General features: G+C 66.7%; 19 protein-coding genes. 12 read left to right on the top strand and 7 right to left on the bottom strand.

Annotated features, from left to right (window positions below; all coding sequences use genetic code 11):
* Positions 1-11 precede the first annotated feature (11 nt).
* A complete protein-coding gene (locus OY559_RS04340) occupies positions 12-557 on the top strand; it encodes a DNA-3-methyladenine glycosylase I (RefSeq protein ID WP_277728876.1) in 546 nt (181 codons plus the stop codon).
* An 81-nt stretch (positions 558-638) separates the two neighbouring features.
* The gene (locus tag OY559_RS04335; RefSeq protein ID WP_277729915.1) at positions 639-2,153 is read left to right on the top strand and encodes a succinyl-CoA:acetate CoA-transferase ScpC; all 1,515 of its coding nucleotides are present in this window, start codon (positions 639-641) and stop codon (positions 2,151-2,153) included.
* Between the two features lie 265 nt (positions 2,154-2,418).
* Here the strand turns inward: OY559_RS04335 and OY559_RS04330 are convergent, their stop codons facing one another.
* The 4 genes from OY559_RS04330 to OY559_RS04315 all read right to left on the bottom strand — a co-directional run bounded on the left by OY559_RS04330 (position 2,419) and on the right by OY559_RS04315 (position 6,568).
* Positions 2,419-3,432: an IS110 family RNA-guided transposase gene (locus OY559_RS04330; protein ID WP_277729914.1), complete on the bottom strand. Its 1,014-nt coding sequence runs from the start codon at positions 3,430-3,432 to the stop codon at positions 2,419-2,421.
* A 179-nt stretch (positions 3,433-3,611) separates the two neighbouring features.
* Positions 3,612-4,121: a DUF6622 family protein gene (locus tag OY559_RS04325; RefSeq protein WP_277728875.1), complete on the bottom strand. Its 510-nt coding sequence runs from the start codon at positions 4,119-4,121 to the stop codon at positions 3,612-3,614.
* 182 nt (positions 4,122-4,303) lie between these two features.
* On the bottom strand, positions 4,304-5,434 hold the full coding sequence (locus OY559_RS04320; protein ID WP_142123584.1) for a PilT/PilU family type 4a pilus ATPase: 1,131 nt from the start codon (positions 5,432-5,434) through the stop codon (positions 4,304-4,306).
* A 96-nt stretch (positions 5,435-5,530) separates the two neighbouring features.
* Positions 5,531-6,568, bottom strand: a complete 1,038-nt coding sequence (locus OY559_RS04315) for a type IV pilus twitching motility protein PilT (protein ID WP_277728874.1) — start codon at positions 6,566-6,568, stop codon at positions 5,531-5,533.
* 93 nt (positions 6,569-6,661) lie between these two features.
* Here OY559_RS04315 and OY559_RS04310 point away from each other — a divergent pair, with 93 nt between their 5' ends.
* Genes OY559_RS04310 through OY559_RS04300 form a run of 3 tightly spaced genes read left to right on the top strand, consistent with a single transcriptional unit; the run spans position 6,662 to position 8,752 of the window.
* Complete coding sequence (locus tag OY559_RS04310) at positions 6,662-7,345, top strand: YggS family pyridoxal phosphate-dependent enzyme (RefSeq protein ID WP_277729913.1); 684 nt, start codon at positions 6,662-6,664, stop codon at positions 7,343-7,345.
* Positions 7,346-7,385: 40 nt separating this feature from the next.
* Positions 7,386-8,231: a pyrroline-5-carboxylate reductase gene (gene proC / locus OY559_RS04305; protein ID WP_277728873.1), complete on the top strand. Its 846-nt coding sequence runs from the start codon at positions 7,386-7,388 to the stop codon at positions 8,229-8,231.
* Between the two features lie 59 nt (positions 8,232-8,290).
* Positions 8,291-8,752: a DUF4426 domain-containing protein gene (locus OY559_RS04300; protein ID WP_277728872.1), complete on the top strand. Its 462-nt coding sequence runs from the start codon at positions 8,291-8,293 to the stop codon at positions 8,750-8,752.
* A 156-nt stretch (positions 8,753-8,908) separates the two neighbouring features.
* Here the strand turns inward: OY559_RS04300 and OY559_RS04295 are convergent, their stop codons facing one another.
* Both OY559_RS04295 and pdxH read right to left on the bottom strand, forming a co-directional pair.
* On the bottom strand, positions 8,909-9,706 hold the full coding sequence (locus OY559_RS04295; protein WP_277728871.1) for a cobalamin-binding protein: 798 nt from the start codon (positions 9,704-9,706) through the stop codon (positions 8,909-8,911).
* A 100-nt stretch (positions 9,707-9,806) separates the two neighbouring features.
* Entirely contained in the window at positions 9,807-10,409 is a 603-nt protein-coding gene (gene pdxH, locus OY559_RS04290) for a pyridoxamine 5'-phosphate oxidase (RefSeq protein WP_277728870.1), read from the bottom strand.
* Between the two features lie 32 nt (positions 10,410-10,441).
* Between pdxH and OY559_RS04285 the strand changes: the two genes are divergently transcribed.
* The gene (locus OY559_RS04285) at positions 10,442-11,296 is read left to right on the top strand and encodes a kinase (RefSeq protein WP_277728869.1); all 855 of its coding nucleotides are present in this window, start codon (positions 10,442-10,444) and stop codon (positions 11,294-11,296) included.
* Positions 11,297-11,374: 78 nt separating this feature from the next.
* On the opposite strand, the gene OY559_RS04280 is transcribed toward OY559_RS04285, so the two are convergent.
* Positions 11,375-11,578: a dodecin family protein gene (locus OY559_RS04280; protein WP_142123577.1), complete on the bottom strand. Its 204-nt coding sequence runs from the start codon at positions 11,576-11,578 to the stop codon at positions 11,375-11,377.
* A 105-nt stretch (positions 11,579-11,683) separates the two neighbouring features.
* On the opposite strand from OY559_RS04280, the gene OY559_RS04275 reads away from it, so the two are divergent.
* Genes OY559_RS04275 through OY559_RS04250 form a run of 6 tightly spaced genes read left to right on the top strand, consistent with a single transcriptional unit; the run spans position 11,684 to position 15,834 of the window.
* Entirely contained in the window at positions 11,684-12,226 is a 543-nt protein-coding gene (locus OY559_RS04275) for a shikimate kinase (protein ID WP_277728868.1), read from the top strand.
* Complete coding sequence (gene aroB / locus OY559_RS04270; RefSeq protein ID WP_277728867.1) at positions 12,223-13,326, top strand: 3-dehydroquinate synthase; 1,104 nt, start codon at positions 12,223-12,225, stop codon at positions 13,324-13,326. The genes OY559_RS04275 and aroB overlap by 4 nt, the downstream gene beginning before the upstream one ends.
* 9 nt (positions 13,327-13,335) lie before the next feature.
* Complete coding sequence (locus OY559_RS04265) at positions 13,336-13,590, top strand: WGR domain-containing protein (protein WP_055936474.1); 255 nt, start codon at positions 13,336-13,338, stop codon at positions 13,588-13,590.
* A gap of 18 nt (positions 13,591-13,608) precedes the next feature.
* Positions 13,609-14,679, top strand: a complete 1,071-nt coding sequence (hemE, locus tag OY559_RS04260) for a uroporphyrinogen decarboxylase (protein WP_277728866.1) — start codon at positions 13,609-13,611, stop codon at positions 14,677-14,679.
* Positions 14,680-14,708: 29 nt separating this feature from the next.
* Positions 14,709-15,344, top strand: coding sequence for a hypothetical protein (locus OY559_RS04255; RefSeq protein ID WP_277728865.1), 636 nt, complete (start codon positions 14,709-14,711; stop codon positions 15,342-15,344).
* A gap of 4 nt (positions 15,345-15,348) precedes the next feature.
* A complete protein-coding gene (locus tag OY559_RS04250) occupies positions 15,349-15,834 on the top strand; it encodes a hypothetical protein (RefSeq protein ID WP_277728864.1) in 486 nt (161 codons plus the stop codon).
* The last annotated feature ends 2 nt before the right edge of the window (positions 15,835-15,836 follow it).

Below are 15,836 nucleotides of genomic sequence, written 5' to 3'. Positions count from 1 at the left end.
CCCCGTTCCCCATGTCTGGATACTGCGACATCGCCCCCGGCCACCCGCTGCACGGCCCTTACCACGACCGCGAGTATGGCTTCCCGCAACGCGACGAAGCGGTCCTGTTCGAGCGCCTGCTGCTGGAAATCAACCAGGCCGGCCTGAGCTGGGAGACGATGCTGAAGAAGCGCGAGGGGTTCCGCACCGCCTACAGCGGCTTCGAGGTGGACAAGGTCGCGCGCTACGGCGACAAGGACCGCGCCCGCCTGCTGGCCGATCCCGGCATCATCCGCAACCGGCTGAAGGTCGAGGCCGCGATCCACAACGCACAGGTCATCCGGCAGCTGCGGACGACCCATGGCGGATTCGCCGCGTGGCTGGACGCCCACCATCCGTTGCCGAAAGCCGACTGGATCAGGCTGTTCAAGAAGACCTTCCGCTTCACCGGTGGCGAGATCACCAACGAGTTCCTGATGAGCCTGGGCTACCTGCCCGGTGCGCACCGCGAGGATTGCCCGGCCTTCCACCGCGCTTCGAAGCAACGGCCGCCATGGATGATCGCGGCAGGGCATTGATCCGGCGCAACCCGCGCGTAAGCCGATGCCCGTATCCTGCGGCGCGATAATCCCCGTTTCGCTCCGCCTATGCCCATCCCGATGCACGAAGACCGTATCCGCCACGCCGGCCTGCGCGGCCGCGTGATCAGCGCCGAACATGCCGCCCGCCTCATCCAGCCCGGCGAGACCGTCGCCATGAGCGGCTTCACCGGCTCCGGCTACCCCAAGGCCGTGCCGCTGGCGCTGGCCACGCGCATCGAGCATGCGCACGCCGCGGGCCAGCCGTTCCAGATCAAACTGATGACCGGCGCGTCCACCGCGCCGGAACTGGATGGCGCACTCGCCAAGGCCGACGCCATCGCGCTGCGCATGCCGTTCCAGAGCGATCCGGACGCACGCAAGCGCATCAACGACGGCACACTGGATTACATCGACATCCACCTGAGCCATGTCGCGCAACATGTGTGGTTCGGCTTCTACGGCCCCATCGACACCGCGGTGATCGAGGTGTCGTCGATCCGCGAGGACGGAAAACTGGTGCCGTCCACCTCGGTCGGCAACAGCAAGACCTGGCTGGACCTGGCGAAGAAGGTCATCGTGGAGGTCAACGACTGGCAGCCCGCCGACCTCGACGGCATGCACGACATCTACTACGGCACCGCGCTACCGCCGCACCGCAAACCGATCCCGCTGGAACACGTACACGACCGCATCGGCGACACCGCGCTGCACTGCGACCCGGCCAAGATCGTCGCCGTGGTGCGCACGAACGGCCCGGACCGCAACAGCCCGTTCACGCCCATCGACCCTACCAGCGAGCGCATCGCCGAACACCTGATCGCGTTCCTGAAGCACGAAGTCGCGCGCGGTCGCCTGCCCGCCAACCTGCTGCCCCTGCAATCCGGCGTCGGCAACATTCCCAATGCCGTGCTGGCCGGCTTGGCGAAGAGCGGCTTCCGCGGTCTGACCGCGTTCACCGAGGTCATCCAGGACGGCATGCTCGAGCTGTTGCGCGAAGGCGTACTCGATGTCGCGTCGTGCACGGGCTTCGCGCTCAGCCCGGAGGCGAACGAAACGTTCAAGCGAAACATCGCGTTCTACCGCGAGCGCATCATCCTGCGCACACAGGAGATGTCCAACCATCCCGAACTCGTGCGACGCCTGGGTTGCATCGGCATGAACGGCATGATCGAAGCCGACCTGTACGGCAACGTCAACTCCACCCACGTGATGGGCAGCCGCATCCAGAACGGCATCGGTGGCTCAGGCGATTTCGCCCGCAACGGCTTCATGTCGGTGTTCCTGAGCCCCAGCACCGCCAAGGGCGGCAGCATCTCCGCGCTGGTGCCCATGGTCAGCCACGTGGACCACACCGAGCACGACGTCTCCGTCATCGTGACCGAACAGGGCCTTGCCGACCTGCGCGGCCTCACGCCCAAGCAGCGCGCCCGCCTGCTGGTCGCGAACTGCGCCCACCCCGACTACCGCGACGCGCTGCAGGACTACTTCGACCGCGCCCTGCACCACAGCTACGGCAAGCACACTCCGCACCTGCTGCCAGAGGCGCTGTCGTGGCACCAGCGGTGGCTGGAGACGGGGAGCATGAGGGGCTGAAGCCCTTCGTAGGATGTATATGGACTCCTCCCGTATATGGACTCCTCCCGATTGCCAACCGATTTTGATACTGGGTTGAGATTGCGAACGTATATCCGGCCTGTGATTGAAGCCTTTGGCTTCTGGCCATGATGGAGCAGTCGCACGCGAGCGCCTCATTGGGTTATCGGCCTCCAGGGCCACCAACCTACTCAGGCTCTTCCCGCGCTGGTCTTCCCGGTGATCGTCATCCTCGGTCAGCAAACTCGTTGATGGGCGGTGTAGCTCAGTTGGCGCGGTAACGCTGTTCACTGGTCAGGATGGCCCAGGCAATCCTGGCGTTCTTGTTGGCTTGCGCCACGGTGGCGATGTTGCGGTGCCGTCGTGCCGCCAGGTTCACCAGCCATCGGCTTCGGTCGTCGGGTTTGTCGGTTGCGGTACGCAAGACGCTGCGTGCACCGTGGACCAACAGGCCCCGCAGGTAGCTGTCGCCGCGCTTGTGGATGCCCAGCAGTCGGTTCTTGCCGCCGCTGGAATGTTGTCTTGGCACCAGTCCAAGGAAGGCCGCCATCTGCCTGCCATTGCAGAACTGCTTGGCATCGCCGACGGTGGCGATCAGGGCGCTGGCGGTGAGGGGGCCGATGCCGGGGATTTCCAGCAGGCGCTTGCCCTGGTCATGGGCGCGGACGTCGCGTTCGATCCGCTGTGTCAGTTCCGCCACACGCCGGTCGATCGCGACCAACTCCTCGTATAGCTCGGCCAGCAACTGTCGGAAGTCGAAGCTCAGGCCGTTGCCGGCATCCTCCAACAGTTCTGGAATCGCCTTGCGCAGTGCAGCGGGCGAGACGGCGATGACCAGGCCGTACTCGGCCAGAAGACCCCGCGTCTGGTTGATCAGGGCCGTGCGCTGCTTCATGCGCATGGCGCGAACGCGATGCAATGCCTGAACGTCCTGCTGGGCGATCGTCTTGACGGTAACGCGTGGAATTTCCGGGTGCGACATGGCGGTGCAGACAGCTACCGCATCGTTGGCATCGTTCTTCTGGCCGAGCAGGAAAGGTTTGACGTATTGAGGCGGCAAAAGCTGAACGCGATGTCCCATCGCCTGCAGATGGCGGGCCCAATGGTGGGCGCTGGCACAGGCTTCCATGCCTACCTCGCAGGGCGGCAGGTCGCGGAATAACGGCAGCAGTTGAGTGCGGCGAAGCGACTTGCGCACGACAGGACGCCCCGAGCTATCCACGGCGTGCACCTGGATGAGGTTCTTTGCCAAATCCAAAGCGACTCGACTAATCTTCATGGCGGACTCCTCCTGCTGTGTGACTGGTGGGTAACAACTCCAGTCTGGCACCTAGATGCCGTATCAGTGGGAGGAGTCCATTCCATTGGGTTGAGCCGAAGGCGATACCCATCATCGAAATTCTAGCGATGCAGCAATGATGGGTATCGCCTTCGGCTCAACCCATCCTACGTCGTCCTTCAGGCGCTACGCTCGACGAGGCGCTGTCCTTTCATCGTTCCCAACACGCGCACGGCACGCGCCATGAACAGGCCGCTGAAGACGCCGTAGGTGCCGGCGACCACGACTACCGCCAGCGTTGTATCGAGAACGTCAGGCGTGATGGCGTGGATGACGGCCACCGCGTACTTGAAGAAAAAGATGCCCATCATCAATGCCAGCGGCACCCAGCTGCCGGCCACCGTGAACTGCGCCGTTCCGGCATCGTAGGACGCGCTGCGCGACGGGCCGCGTGCAAGACCGAAGGCCACGACCGCCCCCCATGCACAGGCCCACGCTGCCAACGCCGTGAGATGGGCGTCGAAGGTCGACCACACCGAGTACAGCGACCAGGCCAGCATGGCGATGGGCAGCACGATGAGCCTTTGCCGCGACACGTGCCGGGTGCGCCTCTGGACGAATCCAAGGTAGACCAGGCCCGAGAACAGGCCAAAGACCCAGAGGGGCGTGTGGGTGAGGATTTGCGTCATGGGGCAAGGGTCCTGGAGAGGCCGACATCGCGTCGGTTCCCGCACATCATCGGATCCAGCCGTCGCGCAGTGAGGTGCCGGAAGTCAACACTTGCGGGTGCCGGAGGTCCTTGAGGGCAGGCGATCCCCCACGAAAAAGGGGCGGTCGCCCGCCCCTTCCGTTTGACGCGTATTGCGCGCAATCACCTGACTTCCGCAATCTCCACCCCATCCAGCCCCTGCGCAAGCGTGCGTGCATCGCCGCCCTGGGCCAGTTTGATGCGCAGGCGGACTTCGTTCTGCGAGTCGGCGAAACGCAGCGCGTCCTCGTAGCTGATCTCGCCGGCCTGGTACAGCTCGAACAGGGCCTGGTCGAAGGTCTTCATGCCGAGGTTGGTGGATTCCTTCATCACCTCCTTCAGCTTGTGCACCTCGCCTTCGCGGATGTAGTCCTGCACCAGCGGCGTGCCCAGCAGGATCTCCATCGCCACCCGGCGCGCCTTGCCGTCGGGGGTGGGAATCAGCTGCTGCGCCACCACGCCCTTCAGGTTCAGTGACAGGTCCATCAGCAGCTGGGTGCGGCGGTCTTCCGGGAAGAAGTTGATGATGCGGTCCATCGCCTGGTTGGCGTTGTTGGCGTGCAGCGTGCACAGCACCAGGTGGCCGGTTTCTGCGAACGCGATGGCGTGGTCCATGCCTTCGCGCGTGCGCACTTCGCCGATCATGATGACGTCGGGCGCCTGACGCAGGGTGTTCTTCAGCGCCGCGTCCCAGCTGTCGGTGTCGATGCCCACTTCGCGCTGCGTGATGATGCAGCCCTCGTGCTTGTGCACGAACTCGATGGGGTCTTCGATGGTGATGATGTGGCCGGTGGAATTCTGGTTGCGGTAGCCGATCATCGCCGCCAGCGAGGTGGACTTACCCGTACCGGTCGCACCGACGAAGATGATGATGCCGCGCTTGGTCATGGCCAGCGTCTTGATGACCGGCGGCAGGTTCAGCTCTTCGATGGTCGGGATGCGCGTCTCGATACGACGCAGCACCATGCCCACCTGGTTGCGCTGGTAGAAGCAGCTCACGCGGAAGCGGCCCACGCCGGCCACGCCGATGGCGAAGTTGCACTCGTGGGTCTTCTCGAACTCTTCGCGCTGCGACGGCGTCATCACGTTCAACACCAGGTCGCGCGACTGCTGCGAGGTCAGCGGCGTCTGCGTGATCGGCGAGATCTTGCCGTTCACCTTGATGGATGGCGGCATGCCGGACGTGATGAACAGGTCCGACGCCTTCTGGTGCGCCATCAGCTTGAGGAACGAGGTGAAATCGATGGTGCTCATGGCGGAACTCCGGGATTCGGGGATCGGGATTGGGGATCCGTCGGAGCAAGGACCGCGAGCTTCTGCGAATCCCCAATCCCGAATCCCTGATCTCGGCTACTCAAACAGACGCTTGTCCTTCGCGTATTCCTTGGCCTGCTGCCGGGTGATGAGGCTGCGCTTCACCAGATCCTGCAGATGCTGGTCCAGGGTCATCATTCCGTAGTTCTGGCCGGTCTGGATGGACGAGTACATCTGCGCCACCTTGTCTTCGCGGATCAGGTTGCGGATGGCGGGCGTGCCCACCATGATTTCCCACGCGGCAGTCCGGCCGCCGCCGATCTTCTTCAGCAGCGCCTGCGAAATGACCGCACGCAGCGATTCGGACAGCATCGAACGCACCATCGGCTTCTCGCCGGCGGGGAACACGTCGATCACGCGGTCGATGGTCTTGGCCGCCGAGCTGGTATGCAGGGTGGCGAACACCAGGTGGCCGGTTTCCGCGGCGGTCAACGCCAGGCGGATGGTTTCCAGGTCGCGCAACTCGCCGACCAGGATGTAGTCGGGGTCTTCACGCAGGGCCGAACGCAGCGCCTCGTTGAAACCGTGCGTATCGCGATGCACTTCGCGCTGGTTGATCAGGCACTTCTGCGAGGTGTGGACGAACTCGATCGGATCCTCGACGCTGAGGATGTGGCCGTATTCGTTCTTGTTGATGTGGTCGATCATCGCCGCCAGCGTGGTCGACTTGCCCGAGCCGGTCGGGCCGGTGACCAGGATCAGGCCCTGCGGCTGCTGGATCAGCTCGCGGAACAGCGGCGGGCAGCCCAGGTCTTCAAGCGTCAGCACTTCCGAGGGAATGGTACGGAACACCGCACCCGCACCGCGGTTCTGGTTGAACGCGTTGACGCGGAAGCGCGCCAGCGACGGGATCTCGAACGAGAAGTCGACTTCCAGGAATTCCTCGAAGTCGCGCCGCTGCTTGTCCGACATGATGTCGTAGACCAGCGCGTGCACCTGCTTGTGGTCCAGCGCCGGGATGTTGATGCGGCGTACGTCGCCGTCCACGCGGATCATCGGCGGCAGGCCGGCTGACAGGTGGAGGTCCGATGCCTTGTTCTTTACCGAGAACGCCAAGAGTTCGGCGATATCCATGACGCTGCTTCCCCAAGTTGCTGCGAACTGGAACGTTACTTCCCCGAAGGGCAGTATAGCGCCCTTGCCGTTCCCGCCAATGGTTGGATGAACATGCTCGCCGACGCTCTCAGCGGGACCCTGCAACGTCTTGAAAACGCAGCAGATGCCGCCCATCGGCCAGTCCCCGATCTGTTGGCCGTGTCCAAGCTGCACCCTGCCGCCGCCGTGGCCGCATTGGCCCGTGCCGGGCAGCGCGCCTTCGGCGAGAACTACGTGCAGGAGGCGCAGGCGAAGATCGGCGAACTGGCCGGCATGGGACTGGAATGGCATCTCATCGGCCACCTGCAATCCAACAAGGCGGAGATCGCCGCGCGCATCTTCGACTGGGTGCAAACGGTAGACCGTCACACATTGATCGGCGCCCTGTCACGCTATCGGCCCACGGATCGCCCGCCGCTGAACGTGCTCATCCAGGTGAACATCGACGACGAAGCGAGCAAGCACGGCTGCCGTCCCGACGACGTCATGGCCCTGGCAGATGCCATTGCCGCTGCGCCTGGCTTGAGACTGCGTGGACTGATGGCGATTCCCGCGCCGCATCCGGACCCGGCCGCACGCGCCGCTGCGTTCAGCCGCATGAAATCGCTGCAGGACGCGCTGGCGTCGCGATACCCCGGCATCGATACCCTGTCGATGGGCATGAGCGACGACTTCGCACAGGCCATCGCACATGGCGCCACGATGGTCCGCATCGGTACCGCACTGTTCGGCGCGCGACCGGCGCGAACCGCCTGATGCCGCGTCCCAACCCGCCACTTCCACGAGGCTCCACCCCATGACCCGCTCGAACACTTCCCCTCTGCTGACGCATCCGCTTGCCTTCATCGGCGGCGGCAACATGGCGCGCAGCCTGATCGGCGGCTTGGTCAAGCGCGGCGCGGACCCCTCGCGCATCCGCGTGGCGGAACCTGCCGAAGCCCCGCGCGCTGCACTGGCTGCGGATTTCGGTGTGCAGGTCTTCGCCGAGGCGGGCGAGGCGGCCTACGGCGCCGATACCTGGCTGTTCGCCGTGAAGCCGCAAGTGATGCGCGCGGTGTGCGAAGGCCTCGCACCGCTGGCGCAGTCGCAGCGCCCGCTCGCCGTGTCCATCGCGGCCGGCATCACGACCACGCAGATGCAACGCTGGCTGGGCGGAGGCGTGCCGATCGTCCGCAGCATGCCCAACACGCCTGCCCTGCTGGGTGCCGGTGTGACCGGGCTGCATGCCAGCAGCGAAGTCGATGCGGCAGGTCGGCAGCGCGCCGAACTGCTGCTGTCCGCCGCAGGTCCGACCGTGTGGATCGAGGCCGAGGCCACGATGGATGCGGTCACCGGCGTATCGGGCAGCGGGCCGGCGTATGTCTTCCTGCTTGCCGAAGCGATGGAAGCGGCGGCGAAGGCGGAAGGGCTGTCCGACGAAGCGGCACGTACGCTGGTACTGCAGACCGTGCTGGGCGCGGCGCGCATGCTGACCGAGAGCGGTGAAACACCGGCCGAGCTGCGCCGTCGCGTCACCTCGCCCAATGGCACCACGCAGGCGGCCATCGAGACCTTCCAGGCCGGTGGTTTCGAAGCGCTGGTGGCACAGGCCGTGCACGCCGCCACCGTGCGTGGCGGCGCGCTGTCGGCGGCGAACGACTGAGCCTGCATCCGCCTCCTTCCCGACGTCGTACGCTACCCGGGCCCACATCCCCCATGCACATGAAACGATTCGCCGCCGCATTTGTCCTGGCCTTGTTGCCGCTGTTGTCCGCCTGCTCCGGCGGCGACGCGCCGCGCGCCGCCGAGTTCGTGCAAGCCACACCGGCCGAGGCCGACTTCGGCACCCTGCGCGTGCGCTACAACGCGCTGCCGACGCTGGCGTTGAGCGAGGCGGTCGCCAGGCAGTACGGCGTGCCACGTGACGCCGGCACGGCGCTCGTGCTGGTCGCGCTGCGCACCGTGGACGGTGGGGAAGAGGTCGATGCGGAGGGTGACGTCAGCGTCACCGCGCACGATCTGTCCGGCGCGCGGCAGGCCATCACGCTGCGCAAGGTCGACGCCGGCGGCTATGCCGACCATATAGGCACGGCCCGCATCTCACCGCGCAATTCCTACCGTTTCGAAATCGTGGTGACAGCCGGCGGCCGCACCGAGACGGTGAAGTTCCAGCGGAATTTCTGAGGCAAAGGAAAACCTGTGGGAGCGACGCAAGTCGCGACCGCGGACTGGACGACGCGAGACGGGATGGGGCGCTCGCGATCCTCACGTTTGCCATGGATCGATGTCGCGGATGGCATGCGGTCGCGACTTACGTCGCTCCTACAACGGACACCAGCCTCACGCCCGCCGCGCCGCCCACGCCTGCACGATATCCGCGATCGCCCGCACACCATCGGTCAGCGCCGCCGGTCCCGGCTGCAGGACAAGCGGCGACTTGATCTCGTGCAGTTCGCCGTCGCGTACGGCGGGAATGGCCTCCCAACCCGGCCGTCGCGCGACCTTGTCGGGGCGGAACTTCTTGCCGCACCACGAGCCGAGGATGATGTCCGGCGCACGCCGCACGACCTCGCTGCCATCGGCGAGGATGCGCTGCTTCGCAAGCGGCTCGCGCGCCATCTCGGGAAACACGTCGTCGCCGCCTGCGATGCCGATCAGTTCCGACACCCAGCGGATGCCGGTGATCTGCGGTTCGTCCCACTCTTCGAAGTAGACCTTGGGGCGTCGTGGCAGGCGCGCCGCCTGCGCACGCACGTCATCCAGCCCTCGCTGCAGCACATCGGCATATGCGTTGGCACGCATGGCGGCACCGACCAGTGCGCCGAGCCGCCGGACGTAGTCGACGATGCCGTCCACGCTGCGGTGATTGCTGATCCACACTTCCACGCCCTGCCGCACCAGTTCGGCCGCGATGTCGGCCTGGATGTCGGAGAAGCCGATGGCGAGGTCGGGCCGGAGTTTCAGGATTTCGTCGATCTTCGCACTGGTGAACGCGCTGACCTTGGGCTTCTCCCTGCGCGCCTGCGGGGGGCGCACGGTGAACCCGCTGATGCCGACGATGCGGTCCTGCTCGCCGAGCGCGTACAGCGTCTCGGTGGGCTCCTCGGTGAGGCAGACGATACGTTGGGGGCCTATCATCGCACTGCGCATCCTGTGGGAGCGACGTGAGTCGCGAGCCTTTCGCAGCGTCCCGAGAGCTCGCGACTTACGTCGCTCCCACAAGGACGATCGATATCCCTCACGGAAACAACATCCGCTTGCTCCAGGCACCGGCGGCATCGCATTCATAGCGCCAGCGTTCGTGCAGCCGGAACTGCGCGCCGTACCAGAACTCGATCGCTTCCGGCGCCACACGGTAGCCACTCCATCCGTCCGGGCGCGGCACGTCGGTACCGGCGAAGCGTGCCTCCACCTCCGCCATGCGCGTCTCGAAGGCCTCGCGTGAATCCAGCGTCTCGGACTGGATCGACGCCCAGGCACCCAATTGGCTCTGGCGCGGGCGCGAGGCGAAGTAGGCGTCGGCTTCCGCATCGCTGACGCGCGTGACGGTGCCTTCCACGCGCACCTGGATGCCAGCGTCGCGCAGGCTGCGCCACAGGAACAGCAGTGCGGCCCACGGGTTGGCGTGCAGCTCGCGCCCCTTCTGGCTGTGGGTGTGGGTGTAGAAGACGAAGCCGAGTTCATCGAACGCCTTCAGCAACACGGTGCGTGCGGAAGGACGACCGTCCGGCGTGGCGGTGGCCAGCGTCATCGCGTTGGGCTCGACCTCGGTGCCCGACGACTTGGCCTCGCCGAAGAGCGTGGCGAACGTGGCGAGGGCTTCGGCGTACAGATCGGTCATGGCGTCGTCAGGGCAGCGCCCGCGTGCCGGGCATGCGCTATTGTCGCGCGATGACGCAGGCAACGCACCCCGAGGGCTTTCCCGACGTTCTCGTCGGCGACGCGCTGGCCGCCGCGCGTGCATTGCCGGCACGTACGCCGGTCTTCGCCATCACCGGCCTGCAGGGAAGTGGCAAATCGACGCTGGCCCATCAGATCGCGATGCAGGCGGAGGCCTCCGGCCTGCGCGTGGCCGTGCTGTCGCTGGACGACCTCTATCTGACCCGCGCCCAGCGCATGCGTCTTGCCGCAGAGGTGCATCCCTTGCTCGCCACGCGCGGGCCACCGGGGACGCATGACGTGGCGCTCGGCTGCCAGGTGCTGGATGCGCTGCGTGCCGGCAAGGACATCGCACTGCCGCGGTTCAACAAGCTGGCCGATGACCGCCTGCCAACGGCCGGATGGCCATGCATGTCGGAACGGGCGGATCTGGTGCTGTTCGAAGGCTGGTGCCTGAAAGCCATGCCCGAGGACGACATCGCCCTGTCCGCGCCGGTCAATGCGCTCGAACGCGATGAAGACCGCGACGGGGCGTGGCGCCGGCATTGCAACGATGCGCTGCGCCGCGACTATCCCGCGCTGTGGTCGCGCATCGACACCCTGTGGTTCCTGCAGCCGCCGGGCTTCGGGATCGTGCGGACATGGCGCTGGCAGCAGGAACAGGCGATGCTCGCCCGCGATCCCGCCCGCACCGGCATGGATCGCGCGCAGCTGGACCGCTTCATCCAGCACTACGAGCGGACCAGCCGGCACCTGCTGGCGACGCTGCCAAGGATCGCGGACAGGACGATTCAGCTGGATGAGGCGCGGCAGCCCGTTGCCGGACAGGGTGCTGTGGGAGCGACGTAAGTCGCGATGAAGCGGCTGGATGCCGTCATCGCGACTTACGTCGCTCCCACAACCCGGTGCTCGTGGGCACCGCGTGCCTTACGCCACCACGAAGCTGATGCGCAGGTTGACGCGCCACTCGGTGACGTTGCCGCCATCGTCGGTGACGACCTTGATCTCGTTGACCCAGGCGCCCTTGATGTTCTTCACGGTCTCGGAGGTCTTCTTGAGGCCGACCTTCACCGCGTCTTCCATGCTGGTCTTCGACGACGCATTGACCTCGATGATCTTGGCGACGGACATGATCCTTCCTTCTTCGATTGCCCCGGCACGGCGCCGGACAGCTACCGTAGACCCGTGGGTGTTAAGGCCACGCCATGCGTTCGCAGTGCTAGCATCTGGCGCATCATGAATCCGGCCCCCAACCTGATCCTGGTCGGCCCCACCGGGGCCGGCAAGACCTCCATCGGCAAGCGCGTGGCCGAGCGCTTCGGGCTGGTCTTCGTCGATGCGGACCAGGCCATCGTGGACCGTACCGGCGCCAGCATCGCCACCCTGTTCGAGCACGTCGGAGAAGCGGGCTTCCGCGAGCGCGAGAAGGCCGTCCTGAGCGAACTGCTGGCCGGCGGCGGCCGCCTGGTCTCGACCGGCGGTGGCGCCGTGCTGGATGCCGACAATCGGATACTGATGAAACAACGCGGCTACGTGGTCTACCTGCAGGTCAGCGTGGAGGCGCAGCTGAAGCGCCTCGGCCGCTGTACCAACCGTCCGCTGCTGCAACGCCCGGATCGCGAGCAGGTGCTGCAGGACATGGCCACGCTGCGCGAACCGCTGTACCGCGAGGTCGCCGACCTCGCCCTGGATACCGACGGCCTGACGCCGCCGGAAGCGACGGCCCGCCTGACCCAACTGCTGGCGCACCGCTGGCAGCCCATCGAAGAGAACGCATGAACCACGCACGCACCGTCGATGTCGACGGCGAGATCCCCTACACCATCGCCATCGGGCCGGGCCTGCTGGGCGACGGCGCCGCGCTGGCGCGCCATGTGCGCGGCCGTCACGTGCTGCTGGTCAGCGACGCGATCGTCGCGCCGCTGTACGCCGGCACGGTGCGCGAGGCGCTGCACGCCGCACGCCCGGACCTGGCCATCGGCACATTCATCCTGCCTGCGGGAGAAGAGTCGAAGACGCTGGCCCACTTCGGCCATGCCATCGAGGCACTCGCCACGCTGGGCGCAACGCGCGACGCCTGCGTGGTCGCACTGGGAGGCGGCGTGGTCGGCGACCTGGCCGGGTTCGCGGCCGCATGCTGGATGCGCGGCGTGGACTGCGTACAGGTGCCGACGACGCTGCTGTCGATGGTCGATTCGTCGGTCGGCGGCAAGACCGCCGTCGACATCCCGCAGGGCAAGAACCTGGTCGGCGCCTTCCATCCGCCGCGCGCGGTGTTCGCCGACACGGGGGTATTGGCGACGCTGCCCCCGCGCGAACTGCGCGCCGGACTGGCCGAAGTGATCAAGTACGGCGCCATCCGCGATGCGCGCTTCTTCCAGTGGCTGGAACAGGAACGCGAAGCGCTGCTGGCGATGGACGGCGAGGCGCTGGCGCTGGCCATCGCCGCCAGCTGCGAGCACAAGGCCGAGATCGTGGCGCGCGATCCGCTGGAGAAGGGCGAGCGCGCGCTGCTGAACTTCGGCCACACCTTCGGCCACGCCATCGAGACCGAACAGGGTTACGGCGGCGTGGGCAACGACAACCTCAATCATGGCGAAGCCGTGGCGGTGGGCATGGTGCTGGCGGCGCGGCTGTCGGCCGACCTGGGTCTGGCGCCGGCGACCGACACCATCCGCCTGGAAGCCCTGCTCGCGGCCTGTGGGCTTCCTGTCCGGATACCGGCCGGCCTGGCACCCGAGGCGCTGCTGGCCCGCATGCGCCTGGACAAGAAGAACCTGGCCGGCCGCCTGCGCCTGGTGCTGTGGCGCGGGCTGGGCCAGGCCGAGGTGGTGCCCGACGTGGACGAAAGCCGCGTGCTGGCCGTGCTGTCCGGCTAAAATGCCGGCATGCGCGTCTTCCTCCAGCAACGCCCCGACGCGGGCGAAGCGCCCCGCTACGTCCAGCTGACCTTGCAGCCCGACCTGTTCGGGGGCTGGGAGTTGTTGCGCGAAACCGGCCAGATCGGCGGTCGTGCCGCGCTCAAGCGCGAGCAGTACCTGCTGCAGGACGAGGCCAATGCAGCCTTCGAGAAGGCCCGCGACAGCCACCTCAAGCGCGGCTTCCAGCTGATGTTCGCCCGCGGCGCCGACGCGCCCAAGTAACCCTTTCCGGATCCCCCGATGACCGCTTTGAAGAATGATCGCTTCCTGCGCGCCCTGCGCCGCGACCCCGTGGACCGTACGCCGGTATGGCTGATGCGCCAGGCCGGCCGTTACCTGCCGGAGTATCGCGCCACCCGCAAGGAGGCCGGCAGCTTCCTCGGCATGGCGAAGAACCCCGATATCGCCTGCGAAGTCACCCTGCAGCCGTTGCGCCGCTTCGACCTGGACGCGGCCATCCTGTTCTCCGACATCCTGACCATTCCGGACGCGATGGGCCTAGGCCTGTATTTCGTCGAAGGCGAAGGCCCGAAGTTCGAACGCACCGTGCGCAGCGCCGCCGATGCGGCGAAGCTGGGCGTGCCGGACATGGAAACCGAACTGCGCTATGTGATGGACGCGGTGCGGGTGATCCGGCGCGAACTGGACGGCAAGGTGCCGCTGATCGGCTTCTCCGGCAGCCCGTGGACGCTGGCCTGCTACATGGTGGAAGGCGGCGGCAGCAAGGACTTCGCGCGCATCAAGGCGATGGCGCTGAACGAGCCGGCCGCGCTGCACCGCCTGCTGTCGGTCAACACCGATGCCGTGATCGCCTACCTGGCCGCCCAGCGCGCCGCCGGCGCGCAGGCGCTGCAGGTGTTCGACACCTGGGGCGGCGTGCTGTCGCCCGCGATGTACCGTGAATTCTCCCTGCCCTACCTGCAACGCATCGCGCAGGAACTGCAACGCGGTGACGGCGCCGAGCGCACCCCGCTGATCCTGTTCGGCAAAGGCACCGCCGCCTACCTCGAAGACCTGGCCGCCACCGGCGCCGAGGGCGTGGGCGTGGACTGGCTGGTCGAGCTGGGCGAGGCCGCGCGCCGCACCGGCGGCCAGGTCGCGCTGCAGGGCAACCTGGATCCGGCCACGCTGTACGGTTCGCCCGAGGCGATCCGCCGCGAAGTCCGCCGCGCGCTGGACAGTTTCCGCGACGGCAACGGCGGTTCGCGCGAAGGACACGTCTTCAATCTTGGCCACGGCATGTCGCCGGACATGAACCCGGACCACGTCGCGGTGCTGGTGGACGAAGTGCACGCCTACAGCGCACGCTGATCCACGCCCTTTCCCGCCGGAGTGACGCAATGGAATGCAGCCCCCTGTTTGCCCCCGCAGCTGCCGGTCTGTTGCTGATGGCAGGCGCGCAGGTCCGCGCAGAGGACAAAGCCGCGCCACCCCTCCTGCATGTCGCAGGGGGCGACTTCCCGGCGCTGGTGATGGTGGTGCCGGCTGACCACGCCTCGCACGCACTGGATGTCGCCCCGGGCTGCGAGCGCATCCGCGCACGCCGTCTGGATGAACTCGCGCCCGGATGGTGGCAACACGTGGTCCGCGTGGAACTGGACTGCGATGACGCCATGGCCGATGACGATAGCGAAGCGCTCACGGCCGTGAATGCCCGTGCGCAGCTGCATCCTGAACGCGTGCGGTTGGCGGGCCAGCCGGTGACGGAGGTACGCCTGATGGATTCCCAGCGCTGGGGCGACCATCAATACGTGCTGGCGACGCCGTATGTCGCAGCCGCGCCGGCGCTGCGACGGTTCGTCGAAGACGCCTGCCGCGAACAGGCCACCGCACGGGAAACGGTCAACACGGCGTGCACCATGCTGGAAGCGGAAGACGGCCTTTACCTGCCAGCCGGCGATGCCGGCGGCATCTGGATCCATGCCGATCCGGACGATGACACCCGTACCCTGTACGTCGAAGCCTGGGCGGACTGATCCCATGCGCCGCTTCGCCTTGCTGCTCCTGTTCTGCATTCCGTGCGCATTCGCGGATGCTGGCGAGCCACCGGCCTTCGCCGGCAGGTATGGTCACGACGCGACCGCACTCCCCGATGACGTGGTGTGGATCGTGCAGCAGGCTGGCGACCGCTGGCGCGTGATGCAGGTGGGCGATGGCGCGACGTCCGACGCGCATCGATTGCAGCGGCGTGGCCGTGACGCATTCTGGGCACGCATGGATTGGCCCGAGGGCACCGGCACCGATGCGGACTGCCTCAGCTGGGGCGAAAAACCCGGATCGCTCCAGGACCTGCTGTCGGAGGCTCCGCCCGCGCCCTCCGCCCCCGGCGAAGACTACGGCCATGCCCTGCTCTGCCACGTGCCACAGCCATCGCGCGCGCGGATCGCGTGGCTGGCGGACAACACCAGCGACTGGTTCTATTACGATCCTGTTTTCGGGGTGATCGAAGTCCGCGCGTTGCCCTGAGG

Source organism: Pseudoxanthomonas sp. SE1, assembly GCF_029542205.1.
Taxonomy (GTDB): domain Bacteria; phylum Pseudomonadota; class Gammaproteobacteria; order Xanthomonadales; family Xanthomonadaceae; genus Pseudoxanthomonas_A.
The sequence above is the reverse complement of the archived record's forward strand: the minus strand, read 5'-3'. Positions and strand labels throughout refer to the sequence as shown.

Bases quoted from the DNA above. Each gene is read 5' to 3' on its own strand.
- OY559_RS04340 (WP_277728876.1), top strand. From the start codon at position 12: ATGTCTGGATACTGCGACATCGCCCCCGGCCACCCGCTGCACGGCCCT.
- OY559_RS04335 (WP_277729915.1), top strand. From the start codon at position 639: ATGCACGAAGACCGTATCCGCCACGCCGGCCTGCGCGGCCGCGTGATC.
- OY559_RS04330 (WP_277729914.1), bottom strand. From the start codon at position 3,432: ATGAAGATTAGTCGAGTCGCTTTGGATTTGGCAAAGAACCTCATCCAG.
- OY559_RS04325 (WP_277728875.1), bottom strand. From the start codon at position 4,121: ATGACGCAAATCCTCACCCACACGCCCCTCTGGGTCTTTGGCCTGTTC.
- OY559_RS04320 (WP_142123584.1), bottom strand. From the start codon at position 5,434: ATGAGCACCATCGATTTCACCTCGTTCCTCAAGCTGATGGCGCACCAG.
- OY559_RS04315 (WP_277728874.1), bottom strand. From the start codon at position 6,568: ATGGATATCGCCGAACTCTTGGCGTTCTCGGTAAAGAACAAGGCATCG.
- OY559_RS04310 (WP_277729913.1), top strand. From the start codon at position 6,662: ATGCTCGCCGACGCTCTCAGCGGGACCCTGCAACGTCTTGAAAACGCA.
- proC (WP_277728873.1), top strand. From the start codon at position 7,386: ATGACCCGCTCGAACACTTCCCCTCTGCTGACGCATCCGCTTGCCTTC.
- OY559_RS04300 (WP_277728872.1), top strand. From the start codon at position 8,291: ATGAAACGATTCGCCGCCGCATTTGTCCTGGCCTTGTTGCCGCTGTTG.
- OY559_RS04295 (WP_277728871.1), bottom strand. From the start codon at position 9,706: ATGATAGGCCCCCAACGTATCGTCTGCCTCACCGAGGAGCCCACCGAG.
- pdxH (WP_277728870.1), bottom strand. From the start codon at position 10,409: ATGACCGATCTGTACGCCGAAGCCCTCGCCACGTTCGCCACGCTCTTC.
- OY559_RS04285 (WP_277728869.1), top strand. From the start codon at position 10,442: ATGCGCTATTGTCGCGCGATGACGCAGGCAACGCACCCCGAGGGCTTT.
- OY559_RS04280 (WP_142123577.1), bottom strand. From the start codon at position 11,578: ATGTCCGTCGCCAAGATCATCGAGGTCAATGCGTCGTCGAAGACCAGC.
- OY559_RS04275 (WP_277728868.1), top strand. From the start codon at position 11,684: ATGAATCCGGCCCCCAACCTGATCCTGGTCGGCCCCACCGGGGCCGGC.
- aroB (WP_277728867.1), top strand. From the start codon at position 12,223: ATGAACCACGCACGCACCGTCGATGTCGACGGCGAGATCCCCTACACC.
- OY559_RS04265 (WP_055936474.1), top strand. From the start codon at position 13,336: ATGCGCGTCTTCCTCCAGCAACGCCCCGACGCGGGCGAAGCGCCCCGC.
- hemE (WP_277728866.1), top strand. From the start codon at position 13,609: ATGACCGCTTTGAAGAATGATCGCTTCCTGCGCGCCCTGCGCCGCGAC.
- OY559_RS04255 (WP_277728865.1), top strand. From the start codon at position 14,709: ATGGAATGCAGCCCCCTGTTTGCCCCCGCAGCTGCCGGTCTGTTGCTG.
- OY559_RS04250 (WP_277728864.1), top strand. From the start codon at position 15,349: ATGCGCCGCTTCGCCTTGCTGCTCCTGTTCTGCATTCCGTGCGCATTC.